The sequence below is a fragment of the Maribacter antarcticus DSM 21422 genome (assembly GCF_000621125.1).
Classification (GTDB): Bacteria; Bacteroidota; Bacteroidia; order Flavobacteriales; family Flavobacteriaceae; genus Maribacter; species Maribacter antarcticus.
Map to the genome: position 1 here is coordinate 304,726 of NZ_JHZC01000007.1, position 14,944 is coordinate 319,669.

Annotated in this window: 15 protein-coding genes and 2 pseudogenes; 10 read left to right on the forward strand and 7 right to left on the reverse strand. The window is 34.9% G+C overall.

From position 1 onward, the window contains the following. The first annotated feature begins 42 nt into the window (after positions 1-42). From Q360_RS0108195 to Q360_RS0108215, 5 genes are all read left to right on the forward strand, one after another. Positions 43-387, forward strand: coding sequence for a transposase (locus Q360_RS0108195; protein ID WP_027076660.1), 345 nt, complete (start codon positions 43-45; stop codon positions 385-387). A 219-nt stretch (positions 388-606) separates the two neighbouring features. Next, positions 607-1,269 (forward strand): IS3 family transposase, encoded by a 663-nt coding sequence (locus Q360_RS0108200; RefSeq protein ID WP_051554632.1) that lies wholly within the window; start codon positions 607-609, stop codon positions 1,267-1,269. Positions 1,270-1,383: 114 nt separating this feature from the next. Next, positions 1,384-2,700 (forward strand): amidohydrolase, encoded by a 1,317-nt coding sequence (locus tag Q360_RS0108205; protein WP_027076662.1) that lies wholly within the window; start codon positions 1,384-1,386, stop codon positions 2,698-2,700. 123 nt (positions 2,701-2,823) lie between these two features. Then, a complete protein-coding gene (locus Q360_RS0108210; protein WP_156950053.1) occupies positions 2,824-3,261 on the forward strand; it encodes a DUF3010 family protein in 438 nt (145 codons plus the stop codon). 194 nt (positions 3,262-3,455) lie between these two features. Beyond that, complete coding sequence (locus Q360_RS0108215) at positions 3,456-3,743, forward strand: hypothetical protein (protein ID WP_027076664.1); 288 nt, start codon at positions 3,456-3,458, stop codon at positions 3,741-3,743. 322 nt (positions 3,744-4,065) lie between these two features. On the opposite strand, the pseudogene miaE reads toward Q360_RS0108215, so the two are convergent. Then, positions 4,066-4,602 (reverse strand): annotated as a pseudogene (gene miaE, locus Q360_RS22785) (tRNA isopentenyl-2-thiomethyl-A-37 hydroxylase MiaE); the annotation flags it as partial. Between the two features lie 416 nt (positions 4,603-5,018). On the opposite strand from miaE, the gene Q360_RS0108225 reads away from it, so the two are divergent. Continuing rightward, on the forward strand, positions 5,019-6,176 hold the full coding sequence (locus Q360_RS0108225) for a DUF3095 family protein (RefSeq protein ID WP_027076665.1): 1,158 nt from the start codon (positions 5,019-5,021) through the stop codon (positions 6,174-6,176). A gap of 188 nt (positions 6,177-6,364) precedes the next feature. Here the strand turns inward: Q360_RS0108225 and Q360_RS0108230 are convergent, their stop codons facing one another. The 6 genes and pseudogenes from Q360_RS0108230 to Q360_RS0108255 all read right to left on the reverse strand — a co-directional run bounded on the left by Q360_RS0108230 (position 6,365) and on the right by Q360_RS0108255 (position 11,304). After that, on the reverse strand, positions 6,365-6,598 hold the full coding sequence (locus Q360_RS0108230; protein ID WP_027076666.1) for a hypothetical protein: 234 nt from the start codon (positions 6,596-6,598) through the stop codon (positions 6,365-6,367). A 25-nt stretch (positions 6,599-6,623) separates the two neighbouring features. Continuing rightward, complete coding sequence (locus tag Q360_RS25715; RefSeq protein ID WP_156950054.1) at positions 6,624-6,773, reverse strand: hypothetical protein; 150 nt, start codon at positions 6,771-6,773, stop codon at positions 6,624-6,626. Positions 6,774-7,285: 512 nt separating this feature from the next. Further along, entirely contained in the window at positions 7,286-9,142 is a 1,857-nt protein-coding gene (locus tag Q360_RS25720; RefSeq protein ID WP_051554634.1) for a sigma 54-interacting transcriptional regulator, read from the reverse strand. A 120-nt stretch (positions 9,143-9,262) separates the two neighbouring features. After that, a pseudogene (locus Q360_RS27405) lies at positions 9,263-9,595 on the reverse strand (hypothetical protein); the annotation flags it as partial. Between the two features lie 3 nt (positions 9,596-9,598). Next, on the reverse strand, positions 9,599-9,901 hold the full coding sequence (locus Q360_RS25725; protein ID WP_027076667.1) for a PAS domain-containing protein: 303 nt from the start codon (positions 9,899-9,901) through the stop codon (positions 9,599-9,601). A gap of 866 nt (positions 9,902-10,767) precedes the next feature. Further along, positions 10,768-11,304, reverse strand: a complete 537-nt coding sequence (locus tag Q360_RS0108255) for a DinB family protein (protein WP_027076668.1) — start codon at positions 11,302-11,304, stop codon at positions 10,768-10,770. A gap of 289 nt (positions 11,305-11,593) precedes the next feature. Between Q360_RS0108255 and Q360_RS0108260 the strand changes: the two genes are divergently transcribed. The 4 genes from Q360_RS0108260 to Q360_RS0108275 all read left to right on the forward strand — a co-directional run bounded on the left by Q360_RS0108260 (position 11,594) and on the right by Q360_RS0108275 (position 14,928). Further along, positions 11,594-12,439, forward strand: a complete 846-nt coding sequence (locus Q360_RS0108260; RefSeq protein WP_036195435.1) for an alpha/beta hydrolase — start codon at positions 11,594-11,596, stop codon at positions 12,437-12,439. 34 nt (positions 12,440-12,473) lie between these two features. Further along, positions 12,474-13,586 carry an adenylate/guanylate cyclase domain-containing protein gene (locus Q360_RS0108265; protein WP_027076670.1) on the forward strand — a complete coding sequence of 371 codons (1,113 nt, stop codon included), beginning with the start codon at positions 12,474-12,476 and terminating at the stop codon, positions 13,584-13,586. A gap of 117 nt (positions 13,587-13,703) precedes the next feature. Then, on the forward strand, positions 13,704-14,426 hold the full coding sequence (locus Q360_RS0108270) for a sialate O-acetylesterase (RefSeq protein ID WP_027076671.1): 723 nt from the start codon (positions 13,704-13,706) through the stop codon (positions 14,424-14,426). A gap of 49 nt (positions 14,427-14,475) precedes the next feature. Continuing rightward, entirely contained in the window at positions 14,476-14,928 is a 453-nt protein-coding gene (locus Q360_RS0108275; RefSeq protein ID WP_027076672.1) for a cytochrome c oxidase assembly factor Coa1 family protein, read from the forward strand. Positions 14,929-14,944 lie beyond the last annotated feature (16 nt).

Sequence of the window (14,944 nt, forward strand, 5' to 3'; positions counted from 1 at the left end):
TTATGACCCGTTCTGAAATATGTATACAAAAATCAAATGTATATGTATACAAATGATGGATATGTGAGACGTTATAGCGAGAGCTTTAAACCCAAAGTATTAGTAGAGCTTACCAAAGGAAACCATTCCAAAAGACAAATTACATTAACTTACGGAGTACGATCTAGTGCGATGAATGAATGGATTAAAAAGTATAATCGTAAGGATCTAATGAACACCCGTCTAACCGTGCAAACAGACGATGAATTATCCCGTATTAAAGCACTTCAAAAAGAGCTAAAACAACTCAAAGACCTTCTTATTAAAAAGGATTTAGAGAAGCTTGTTAACGACAGTTCTCTTGCAGTAGCTGCCCAAGACCTAGGGTATAAAGATGTGGAGAATTAAAAAAAAGTTAAACATCTAGCCCTAATGAAAGTAGCACCTAAGAAGCGACAGGATAGACTGTTCTCCATAGCGATAATTTGTGAGGCCATCTCTTTAAAAAGAGATGCATATTACAAATTCCATAAACGGTATCTAGCTAAAAAAGAGGTGGAACAAATAGTTATTAGCCTCGTTTGAAAAAGTAGAAGAACACTACCTAGAGAAGGCACTAGAAAACGGTTGAAGTCATTACATAGAGACTTTAAAGAACAACACCTGAAAATGGGTAGGGACATACTATTCAGTATCATGAGGGAAAATGAACTGCTCGTTAGAAGAAAAAAACATTCTTCTAGAACTACCAACTCCTATCACTGTTTTTATAAATACAATAACAGGATAAAAAAATTGAAAATACATAGGCCTAATCAAGTTTGGGCTGCAGATATCACCTATAACAGAACCATAAAAGGATTCTGTTATCTGGCACTCATTACAGACTTATACTCGCGTAAGATTGTCGGTTATGACCTTAGTGATAGTTTAGGACTTACCGGCTGCGTAAGAGCTCTTAAGAAGGCCTTATATCAAAACAAAATAACTGAAAAACTGATTCATCATTCAGACAGGGGTATTCAATATTGCAGTAATGTGTATGCCAATGAACTCAAAAGAAAAAAGATAGATATGAGTATGACGGAAGGTAACCATTGCTATGAAAATGCTATAGCAGAGCGTGTTAACGGAATGCTAAAAGATGAATTTTATCTTAATCAAACCTTTTTTAGTGTTGTTCACGCTAAAAAAGCAGCTAAAAATCCAATCAAATTATACAACTCTAAAAGATTGCCTTTATCTTTAGAGTACAAAACACCCAATTACGTGCACCAACATGCCGCTTAAATTTAATATCAATCTATAGCCGTATTTCGGGACGTGACAATTTGTAGTTTTCAACTTAAGAACTTGAAAATGCGGACTAAATATAACCTTAAACGAAATAAAATCGAAACTAAAATGAAAAACACACTTCTATTGCTCCTATTAATCTTGCTTTTGGGTTTTCAAAATACAAACGCCCAATCGAATAGTATCCAAAACAAAATCCAAACTAACGTAAAAGGGATTGAGCAGAAGGTGATTGATTGGCGCAGGGATATTCATCAACATCCTGAATTAGGCAATCGCGAAGTTCGAACTGCAGCTCTCGTGGCAACCCATTTACAATCGCTTGGAATGGAAGTACAAACTAATGTTGGTATAACGGGTGTCATAGGTACTCTTAAAGGTAGTCTTCCAGGCCCTGTAATAGCGTTACGAGCAGATATGGATGCCTTACCTGTCTTAGAAAGAACTCCTGTTCCTTTTGCCTCCAAAGTTAAAACTATGTACGATGGAAAAGAAACGAATGTGATGCATGCTTGTGGTCACGATTCTCACGTAGCCATTCTCATGGGTGTTGCCGAAATTTTGTCTGGCATGCAAAAGGACTTAAAAGGAACCGTTAAATTTATTTTTCAACCTGCTGAAGAAGGGGTTCCGAAAGGGGAAGAAGGTGGTGCCGAACTTATGGTTAAAGAGGGCGCATTAAAAAACCCACAGGTTGATGTTATCTTCGGACTTCATATTAATGCGCAAGTTGAGGTTGGAAAAATCACCTATCGCCCTGGTGGAATGTTTGCAGGAGTTGCTGACTTGAAGATTACAGTAAAAGGAAAGTCGTCACATGGTGCAGAACCTTGGTCTTCAGTTGATCCGATTGTAACGGCTGCACAAATCATCAATAATCTTCAAACCATAATTAGCCGTAATATCAATATTACACGAAATGCTGCTGTGGTTACTATTGGTTCTATACATGGTGGTAACCGTTCCAACATAATTCCTGAACAAGTGGAGATGTTAGGAACGGTAAGAACGTTAAGTGATGCTGATGAAAAATTGATTTTTGAACGTATTTTTCAAATAGCAACTAAAACCGCTGAAGCAAACGGGGCTGAAGCTATTGTGGAACTACCGTATTCATCGCATTATCCAGTTACCTTCAATAACCTTGAACTTACAGCCAAAATGTTGCCTTCCTTACAGAAATCTGCTGGCTTGTCAAATGTGCTGCTGGTACCGGCAGAAACTGGAGCAGAGGATTTTTCATTTTTTGCTAATGAAGTCCCAGGTTTTTATTTTTATATAGGTGGATTGCCAAAAGGGCAAGATTCAGAAACTTCAGCGCCTCATCACACTCCAGATTTTTTTATTGATGAAAGTGGGTTTAGTACCGGGATTAATGCAATGGTAAATTTAGTAGCTGATTATATGGAAATGGGTAAGTTGTAAAAAAATAAAAACGGTACTTAATAATGTTTATGGGGAATTATAAATACATTTTAACTAAACGTTGAAGTTCAGTATGACCCATTGCCCTAACGAATACAAAACTAATTTTGTAAAAAACATAAGATGAAAGTATTAGCAATAGAAGTTATGAGTAATGCAGCAGGGATGCTGCTTATAGATGGCAATCAAAAAACGTATTCGGTAACAAATCTTGGCAAAGCACTATCCATACCAAAAGAAGATACGTCAATAAAAAGCATCATAGCGTTTCAAGCGAATTTCGCTATGCATCTTCAGAATCAAACTATTGATAAGGTTGTTTTATGCGAAGGAGGAAATGACTCAAAGAAAATGAGAGTTAGAATGGAATTTGCAATTCTTAGTGAATGTGAAAAGCAGGCTATTGACAATGTAACCTATCCTACAGGTTCTTGCACACGATTAATTAACTCAACGTATAAAAAAGATACAGGCCGGGAATTTTCAGACGAATTAGCTAGTTTTAAATTGCCTAAATATATGGGGAAATCACTTGCTGCTGGTTGGCGGTTTTTAGAATAATAGCATATTAGGAAGGCATTAAAAATTCTGATTATAGCCAAATAAAAAGAATGCTATGTGATAGGCTTATCACTATTGAGTGGGGAGATGCCATGGCCTATTTCCATAAAGTTCCTATGAAAAATTTAAATAGGATTCTGTCTTTAGGCCTAGTTACGCATTGATTTTGATAGAAAACTCAAGATGTGCGCGCTATGGCTACGGTGACTATAAATTCTTTAAAAGATGAATTTTCAAAGAACAATCCTATGAGCTTTAGGTATAGGTTTCATTTTAAATCAGGAAAATTAGCCAAAATTGAAAACCTAGCCCGTCGTAATGTAAATCGGAAGCTATGGAAGAAAGAAGTGGACTCCTTAGTTAATGGGGTGAAGCTAAACCACCCTGAATTTGAGGGGTTTATTAGCGACTTAGCGATGAAAGGTACATTAAATTACATGAAAGCAATAGCATTATATAAGAACAGAGAAAGCACCCCTTAGCCGATAGTTGCCTGTGAATGTAGCAGCTTAATGCTGCTTTCTCGCCCTTTTATTTCTACTTCTCCTAAAATTCCTGCTGTTTCTTGTAAAGTAAGCGACTACACCCAACCCTACAGCAACAAAAGTGACTGTATACAAGATAGTGTAAGCCTCATTTGGTATATCCATATTCCTAAGATACAAAAAATAGGTAACTTATTGTTTGTTAGCTTAGTGGCGCGGTTTTACGAGGCTTGAACCGTAACATTCAGTCCTGCGAACGTCAAAGCGCTGCCTGTTTTCACTCGTCTACGGTTTCTTCTTCTGTGTAGTTTTGAATCACTTAAACTTTAAATGTACCCAACTCTTGCCAGCGTTTGTCTACCTCTATACCCTTCCCGTATTTGCGATTAAAGCCAATAAAAATGGTATAGTGCCCCGCTTCACTGGTCATAAGGTCATGGTAGAATTTAGAAAGTTCTGGGTCTTTTATTTCTGCAGAAAGTAGTTTAAAGCGTTCACAGCTTCGCGTCTCTATCATGGCAGAGAATAAGAGTCTTTCTGCCATAGATTGTAATCTACTACCCCCTTTGCTCATAAATTTGTAAAGCTCGTTTACATAGCTATCCTTGCGTTCTCTGCCTAAGGTATAGCCGCGCTTCTTTATAATATCATGTGCCATTTGAAAGTGCACCAACTCTTCTTGGGCTAGCAATACTAAATCCGTCACTAAATCTGGGTGTTCAGAATTAAAGGTAATGATGGTAATTGCGTTTGTTACCGCCTTTTGTTCACACCACGCATGATCTGTTAGTATTTTCTCTATGTTCTTTTCAGCAATGTTGACCCAGCGCGGATTTGTTGCTAATTTTAAATGAAGCGTGGGGGTTTATTTTTGTAAAAACAGGGATATATTCTCCGCTGCTCGTAGCTTTAGTCTCCATAAATTACGCTTCAGAATAGCTACTTCAACATGAATAGAATATAAGAAAGGGGAAACCTACAGTTGTTCATTATACTTATTTTATTTAGGCGAACATAAAATTTTAAGTAACACTTTATGTTACGTTAAAGGACTAATCAGTTATCCTCATTTTTTAAATATATAGTGATAGAGATACCAAAACTTATAATTAATTTACAAGGCCATGTGTTACTCGGAATATCCTACGAATTGCGCTAAGGTTTGGTTTCCTTGTTCTAAGTTTGTCGCTTAAACACGCAACAAACCATCTGCCTAAACGAACGTTGTAAAAAATAAATTTGTGAATAATTAATTATCAATCACTTGTACTAATGGAAGACATACAATACTATACGGAACTAAAAAACTCAAGTAAAAATCTTATAGATTTGTTGGAGAGTGAATCCTATTTTTCTGATGTCCCAAATACGTGGCATGTGGTGGTGGTAGACATTCAAAATTCAACGCAAGCTGTTGATGAAGGGAAGCACCATCAGATAAACCTGACTGCAACAGGTGCAATAATATCAGTATTAAATACCATAAGAAAAGAGAAACAACGTACTGAAATACCCTATTTTTTTGGTGGTGACGGAGCTACTTTCATTCTTCCAACTATGTTTCTAAATAAAGTCATACTAATCTTAGAAAATTATAGCCTTCATATTAAAAGAAATACCAATTTAATACTTAGAGTTGGACATATTTCTGTTCAACATTTGGTGACTCGAAAATATAGTCTAAAAATAGCCAAACATCAACTTACACAACAATTATCAATCCCTATTGTTATAGGTAATGGTTTAAAAAAAGCAGAAGAAATTATTAAAACTAATTTTGAAGAAAACAACTTTGCTGTTTTTGAAAAAGACCTTTTAAATTTAGAAGGGATGGAATGCAGGTGGAAACAAATTGATCCTACCCAGGCCAAAAAAAAAGTTATTTGCCTATTATTGGATGCTATAGATGAAACTAATCAAAGAGCTATTTATAGAGAAGTGATAACTAAAATGGATGCTATATTTGGTATATTTAAAAGTAGGCAACCTATAAAGTCTAATACTCTAAAATTAAATTTTAGTTTACTTAAAATATGGGAAGAAATGAAAATTAGTCTGGTTAATAAGAATTTGATTTACTTGCTTAAAAATTGGATTGCAACCCTTACTGGGAAATTCTATTTAAATCTCTCTCGCAATGGAAAACAGTATTTAAAACAAATTGGTCAATTATCACATACTTTTATGCTTGATGGTATGATCAATACAATTTTCACAGCCGAACAGCATAAAATAGACCTTTTTATAGCGTATCTAAATCAACTAGAAAAAGATAAAAAAATAATCTATGGTATTCATATAACACATGCAGCTGTAATGTCATGTTACGTTTTGGATAGAAAAACGAAACATTCACATTTTGTAGATGGGACGGAAGGTGGATATACTTCAGCGGCTAAAATATTAAAGAATAAATCACAAAAAGAATAAAACCTTAGTCCAACCAATACTATAAATTTTAGAACAGAACAAAGAAACAAAGCCTGTTAAATCGCTTAAAGTGAGTTTTCTGACAAACAGAATTAACGAAAGCCTTGCGAATAGGAATATGCTCTTTTCCTAGACCTTAGCGGCATAAAATATTTATTTTATATGGGCCGCCATACATTAGGTATAATCTATTCCATAAAATGTTCGTCACACAAATATTTGTCCTTATCTCTGGTGTTCACACAACCGGTTATGTAGCAAACAAGACTCTCGCTAACATTAGTTATTTTTTTAACGACATAATCTGATAGTAACTCACGTCTCCATAGGTCATTTTCGATAGTCCCTGCAAACTCCATTCCGTCAGCTTGACCCTGCATATCTTGCAAGTCGTCCTTTATCTCACTTTTATCTATTTCCATTTTATTGCGTTTTAACCATTAGAAATCAAACAATATCCTTAACATTATGTGTCTTAAAAGCGTTAAAGAAAAGGGTATCCTGCGCTTCAATGACCAATCGATTTTCCGAACGATAAAAACTCATAAATTTCGCGCGTTGTTCATCATCATGGCTCAATAAAATACTCGTATTCATACTAACAAATATTTGAATCTTTATAGTGGTGCTGTTCTTATACTTTTTAAGACTGGAATAGTCTTAAGGATACTAAGTTGGTGCTATTTTCTATTTAATTCTTGTTATGTATTCTCCAGGCTATTTCTTGTGCTACTTTTCTCATAATAAACCAAAAAAATATTTCTCCGAATTAGAAAAGTACTTGGAAAAAAGGTTAGCCCTCCGATGAATTTAGGCCAAAAACTAGTGACAAAATTCAACGAGGACATTCCCTTGGGGGAAAATTTATAGTTGTAATCATCCAATTTACAATAAGAATATCCTGAGACAGTTTTCCTAATACTACCTTATCATTATTCAATTAGAATGCCAAACTTTATTGTTAGAAACATTCATACATATATAATTGAAAATCAAATACTTAATACGAACTATTGAACTATATAATAAGCTATATTTTTAAAAAAAACTACGACATATCATATTTATACGATATGTCGTAGTTTTGAACACTTCTTCTTAAGCTGTTTTTACCTTTTGATATCTTTTTTTTTCATTCGTGATTCTAAGGTAGTAGGTTGCATTCCTAATAGTTGGGCAGCCCCATTCTTACCACGTATTTTCCAATTGGTTTTCTCTAATACTTTAATAATGTAATCGCGTTCCATAGTTTCCATTGTTTTAAGCTCATCGGAGACCACAGTATCAATACTACTATCCGTAAACCATTTACCCAATCGTAATTGGCTCCCTTGATTCACTATAATAGCGCGTTCGATTACATTTTCTAGCTCCCTTATGTTTCCAGGCCAATTGTAATTCATTAATCGTTCAATAGTTTTTTGATGTACTGTTTTTATTTTATTATTTACTTTAGGGTTGTATTTATTCACAAAGTGATGAACCAGACTTGGGATATCATCAACCCTATTTCTTAGGGTAGGACACTCAATTGGAAAAACATTTAAACGATAGTAGAGGTCTTGTCTGAAATCGTTTTTCAATACCTGTTTCGCCAAATTTCTGTTAGTTGCAGTAATCACTCGAACATTAACTTTTATGGTCTTTTCACCACCTACCCGTTCAAACTCACTTTCTTGAAGTACACGTAACAGACGGGTTTGTAAACCAATAGGTAAATCGCCAATCTCATCGAGGAAGATAGTGCCTCCGTTGGCGAGTTCAAATCGTCCAATTTTTCGATTTAAGGCACCAGTGAAAGCCCCTTTTTCGTGTCCGAAAAATTCACTTTCTATCAAATCTGTTGGAAGTGCAGAGCAATTAACTTTAACCAAAGGTTTGGCTTTTCTGTCACTTGCATTATGAATGGCTTTAGCAATAAGTTCTCTTCCTGTCCCAGTTTCTCCTAAGATAAGAACTGTCGAATCTGTTTTAGCCACCTGTTCTACCTGCTTTAGTACCTTTTTTAGGGATTTGCTAGAACCAATAATTTCGTTAAAACTTCCTTCAAGTTTTAATTCTTCTTTTAAATAAATATTCTCGGCTTCAATTTGTTGCTTTAATTCTATATTTTCATCTAAAGCTCTTTTTAAATCTAATTCTGCAGTTTTACGTTCAGTAATATCCCTTGAGACAATTATAACCTGTGTTATTATACCAGATTTTTCAAGTGGACCCATTTGGGTCTCAAACCATATAGGTTCGCCTTTTAGTCCGTTGCCACGATGTTCAATAATTTCACTGCTTCCGCTGCCAAAAACATTTTCTAATTTATCTTTAAATTTTTCTGAAGTTTCCTTTGGAATCCAAGAGTATACAGAAGACCCAATAACATCTTTTTGTGCTAAGCCTTCAAGCGTTTTATTTATATAATTAATTTTCCCAGTTCTATCGATTTGTAATAAGAAATCCGGTACGTTTTGAGTAAATAACCTAATTCTTTCTTCGCTTTCCTTTAATTTTTTCTCAGATTGTTTACTTTCTGTAATATCTCGATTAACCCCAATTACTTTAACTAATTTACCATCAATAACAATGGGTGTAGCAGATCCGCTTAAATAGCGTGTATCTCCATTTGGTCTAATAATTCTGAAGTTCACATCGTTAATTGATTTTCTTTCGAAAATCTGCTTAAAACAACTGTCAGCATAATTTTTATCATCAGGATGTATTTGGGTACGCCATACTTCTGTATCAGTATTAAATGCTTCGCGCGTTATACCATAAAATTCTAAATGTCTATCATTCCATAAAAGCTCCCCTGAATCAACAGTTAACTGCCATACAGCCAACTTAGCTGTATCGACTGCTAGATTAAGTCGTGCAAGCGTTTCTTTACGATTTTCTTCGTCAAGTTTTCTAAAAGTAATGTCTGTATGAGAAATAACAACTTGTTTCTCTTTTGATTTCATTAAATCAGCGCGCATAGAGAACCATTGTCTTCGATTTAGGGAATGACAAGGATACTCATATTCAAATTCTGTAGTTTTGTTCGCAAATAAATCGAGAAGACCTTCTAATATTATTCTTGAATTAGTATCTTGATTATCTTGTTTACAAACATCAAAATAATTGTATTTAGAATAATAGTCTATTCCTTTAAGTGTTTTATTTGAATCAGCAAACTCCTTCCAAGAATCATTTACTTGAAGTATTTTGCCAGTATCATTTATGACACAAACGCTTGCTGGTAATGAATTAAGAATAGTGCTTATGTTAGCTTCACCTTCCTCTAATTCTTTTTCATAATTTTTTCGGTTTGTGATATCACGAGTTACTCCTATAAGGTACTTGGTCCCATTACTATCAATATACCTTGTCTTTCTAGTGGAAATGATTTTCGTTTGTCCATCTCTTACTGTGAGTGATTCCTCAATTATATTTTAATGACCGGTTTTTAGTACTTGCCTATCAATCTTTAAAAAACCATCCATTTCTTCAGGAGAAATATCTTCAGCGAGCGTTTTGCCTAAAATATTAGCTCGGTCCAAATCAAAGAGTGTGCAAAATGCGTCATTCACTAAAGTCAGGATGCTATTTTCGTCCTTAACAAAAAGAGAATCACCGATATTGTTGATGATATTATCAAGATAATTTTCTTCTTGTTCTTTAATGAGCTCAATTTTGGCATGTTTTTGACCCGTAAAATCCGCTATGGCTCCTTTGCCGGTGTCTTTCTTTTTCATAAATATTTCTCTCTAGATGAAACCAAAATCCCAGAAGAATACATTTATTCAATTATATATACAGTTGAGAACTAGGTTCTAATTTTAGAATAAGTACTATTTTGTTATTGTTGTATTCGTTTAAATCAGAATTGTTAATTTAAACATTTTAAATATCAATTAGGGCTATTATCTTTAATCTTGCCTAAATACAGAGGGTGAATACACCCAATTTTTAAAGTAGTAGAGTGCGAGTCTCTAAAAAATCTATTGGAAACTGTTCTTGAAGCGTTAGGAATATTTAAAGTTCTAGGTATCATCCAAAACCATTCCTTAAAAAAGAGTAAAATCATTAAAACACTAACTTAATATGTGTATAATTAATGGGTTCCATACGAATTACCAAGGGACGCTTCGGGACTTTTTGGATTTTCTATTCACGTAGTATTTAATAAATTAGGTACTTAAACAAGCAATAAACCAAATGACAAATATTAGTGGTAGTAAGGCTATGAAAAATAGGACCAACTTTTAACGATAAGAAATACGAAAATCAAGCGTCTTGTGCAACTACCTGATGCGTCCAATAAAAAAATGCAGATCCCCAGATTGCATAGGATTCTTTGGTCGGTGTCATTGAGTTTGGTGCTGCCGTTAAAGCAAAAGTTTTAGTACCCCATGGTAATGCAACCCAAAAAAAACTCTCCTCATAATGGGAATCAATTAGAATTATTCTCGAAATAGGAATTAGGTAATGCTTGGTCTACAAAGGCTGAAGTTGAATTAAATACGGAGCGAATTGAGATAATTAATTAAAATTAGATTCTCGAAAAGAGTTAACCTAAGCCCATCTTAACAAACCTTAAAAAGGTAGAACTATTCTCTTACTACCAAGTGTATTCCGGTGGTTGTATATTATTCATTCTAAGGTATAAATTTGCTTTAGCCCTATGGTTGGCCATATGATCTTGTACGTAAAAAAAGGCAAATGCTCTGCTCACGGTATTACCACTATGATACATTACGCAAGACTCCTCTAATTGTTCTTGTTCTATGGTATAGATGACATTTGTAGTATATCCGAACCCAGTTTCTAACAAATCAAGGATTTCAGCTTTCGTCATCTTGGAGGCATCTGGCGTATTTGGCTTTACCTCCATTCCTTGTACATATCGTTTTGTAAGTAGCGATACAGTATATCCAATATGGACCATTTGCTCTCCAAAAGACTTACTAACAGCCGTTGGTCTATAAGAATATAATTCTTCTGGCATTGCTTTGGCTATGTCCAAACAGTGTTCACTGGCGGTAAGCCAAACGGCTAAATAGTTTTTGGAAAATGTGGTTTTTGGTATAATTTCAGTTTGCCCATACGTTATAATAGTACAGAGCACACTTATTAAGGATAAAACTAAATTTTTCATATCTAAAAGGAATTAAAGCAGCTACAAGTTATATATTTTAGCGAGTTCAGTGCTACATAAAAAAGTATTTCAATATCTTTTTTATTAATGTCGATGATTATCCACTATAATAGAACCGGTCTAAGGTTCTCTTATAAACTGAACTTTCTAAATGTGGAATAATAACCTTAATTTTAAAAAGTATGGGAAAGCGTATATGTTTACTTTTAAAATAGCGCGTGGTGCAAATCTTAGCTGTAGGAAAGCAGGTAAAATGGCGTAAAGGTTGCTTTTTTATAAAACAATAAAGATGCATAGAAAATATTTTTTGATGCTCTTACTGATTTTACCAGGAGTGCTTTCTTATGTTTATGCCCAAGAACAAATAGGGTATAAGCAGATAGATACTACCCAATTAAGTATGGAGGTGTTTTACCCGAAAAAGCTGGATTCTTCAAAATCGTATCCGGCTATGGTTTTCTTTTTTGGCGGGGGGTGGAACGGGGGTGCTACGTCACAATTTAGAAACCATGCGAGGTATTTTTCTAAAAGAGGCTTAGTCTGTTTTCTAGTCGATTATCGAACTAAAAACAAGCATAATACGACCCCTTTCGAGTCGCTCAAAGATGCAAAATCTGCCATCAGGTTTATTAGAAAAAACGCATCGAATTTTAACATAAACCCTACTAGAATTATTGCTTCTGGTGGTTCTGCTGGCGGGCATCTTGCTGCGGCAACCGCAGTTATAACATCGTATAATGAGGGTAGTGACGACTTAAACTTAAGTTGTATTCCAAATGCCTTAGTGCTTTTTAACCCTGTTATTGATAACGGCCCTGGCGGCTATGGTTATGAAAGAATTAGAGCGGAATATAAAAGCTTTTCACCGCTGCACAACCTTAAAAAAGGAACACCACCAACACTTCTATTTTTGGGAACAAAGGATGATTTAATCCCCGTAGAAACGGCGATGTATTATAAAACAGTAATGGAGAAGGTTGGCAGTAGGTGCGAGCTTCGTTTGTATGAAGGCGAGGGTCATGGGTTCTTCAATTATAAAATCTTTGAAAACTATAAGAAAACGATATCTGAAGCAGATATTTTTTTACAATCACTTGGGTATTTGCAAAAAGAACCTGTGGTAAGGATTGAGTAAGAAAAAGTATATAGAATTAGCTCAAAAAATGTGTATGAAAATTACATCAAGTCAAAGAAGGGATTTTTATAGAATAATCCAGTTTGGATTTCTCTGGGCTCTGGGAGGCACTCTTTATAGTCTTTTAGAATATGGTATTTTGGGCGATTCTAAAATCTACCCATCAACCAAGAATCTATATCAATTTGAGACTTCTATTCTAGTTTCCATCCTAAGTTCATTTCTTACAGGCCTCTTAATTGGAGCTATTGAGACGAAAATAGCCACCAAGTATTTTCAAACTAGAAGCTTTTGGCAGAAAATCGTATTCAAAACAGGACTTTATTTACTATTAATTACCGTATTACTTTTGTTTCCTTTGTTCTTTTTGTTTAGTTCTAGGTTAGATGTTTCCATAGTACACCCAAAAGTGATGGAGTCAATCTTTCAATTTGTTTCTGATTTTTTGTTTTGGAGTATTCTAATTTTTGCTGGATTTATTACGGTTTTAACCCTGTTTGTTGGAGAAGTATCTGACTATTTGGGGGGAGGTATTTTCAATAATTTTTTTATTGGAAAATATCACCACCCAAGAGAAGAGGAAAGAATATTTATGTTTCTTGATATGAATTCTTCTACCACTATAGCTGAAAAAATTGGACATAAGGAATATTTTCAGCTACTTAGAACCTACTATGCAGATATAGCAGATGCGATTATTCAAACAGATGGCGAGGTCTATCAATATGCGGGAGATGAGGTAATTGTCTCTTGGAATTTAAGGAAAGGAGTAGCTAATAATAATTGTATTGAATGCTTTTTTAAAACTAAAGCGATATTTGAAAAATCTGCTGATCAGTATATCAGAAGATTTGGTCTAGTTCCAAAATACAAAGCAGGCTTTCATTACGGCAAGGTTACCACAGGTGAAATAGGGGTGTTAAAAAAAGAAATATTTTTTACCGGGGATGTTTTGAATACCACTGCAAGAATACAATCTACGTGCAGTAAATATGGGGCTGAGATGTTATTATCAAAAAATTTACTCGAGCTTTTAAACACTAAGGGTACGTATGAAATAGTGTCTATTGGGGAATGTGAATTAAAAGGCAGAAATGAAAAGATAGATCTCTTTACAATGAAGTATAAAAATAGCTCCATAGTGTAGTGAACACAGTTTGGTGTTTTCAGTATTGAACTAAGGAGGCAGGTGAAAACGTTAAAACACCGCTACGCACAACATGTTATTTTTTTCGTCTAAGAAATTTTTAAATATAATATAAACATGAAGGTATTTGAAGCAAACAAATTAATAGTGTTGGGATTAGTTGTAATGCTAGTATCCTCTTGTGTACCTCAACCAGAAGCAAAGCATGTCTTTATACTCTCCGGGCAATCCAACATGGCAGGATTAGATTTAAAAGAATCATTTATACCCAAAGTCGAAGCCAAATTTGGAAATGAAAATATAATTGTAATAAAAGATGCAGCAGGAGGCCAACCCATACGGCGCTGGTACAAGGACTGGAAACCATTAGAAGGGAATGAACCAAAGGCACAACCAGATTTGTACGATTCCTTGATGACCAAAGTTAATGCCGCTGTAGGGAATGTAAAAATGAAATCCGTGACGTTTATTTGGATGCAGGGCGAACGTGATGCAAGAGAAAAGTTGGGCGAGGTTTATGAAAATAGTCTGATAGGTCTGTATTCTCAGTTAAGTAACGACCTAAATCGTAAGGATGTGAACTTTTTGATTGGTAGATTAAGTGATTTTGATATACAGAACACAACATACCCCCATTGGGCCATGATTAGAGATATTCAAGTGAAGGTAGCCCAATCCAATCCTTGTTTTGACTGGATTAATACGGATGACCTTAACGATGGTAGGACTAGAGGAGGTAAAGAAATAAATAATGATTTACATATGTCCGCAAAAGGATATGTACTCATGGGGGAGCGTTTTGCAAATAAAGCAATTCAGTTAATTGAAAAGGCCCAATAGAAAATAATACCCCTATGCTTTATACCTGCGATACTCTAAATGCTGTCATATGAATGATTTAATGGAACATAAAAGTTGGTTCCAACGCAAATGGAGGTGGTTAGCACCCTTGTTACTCGTGTTGGTTTTGTTCTTTGGGCTGTTGATCACTTCTAAATTAGGGGAGAATATTATAGGAATTGCGAAGGTCTACTCGGAATCCGAGGTTTGCGATGGCGCATTGGTAATAGCAAAAAAGAATAAAAAAGTAATTACAATATTGGGAGAACTGCAACCGCTTGGGGCCTTAGCAATATTAGAAGGCGCACACAACTACTCGGATAATTTTAATACACTCAACATTACTTTTGATGTAACCGGAGCAAAGCATGAGCGAAACGTACGCAGTAAAATGGATGTTATTGCGCATAGGAATGGCGAACAGTGGAGGTATGCATCCATTCGTATTCGAATTAAAAAACCGAAGGATTTAAAACAGACTATTGAAATAGTAAAAGAATAAAAGGAGACGTACTAAA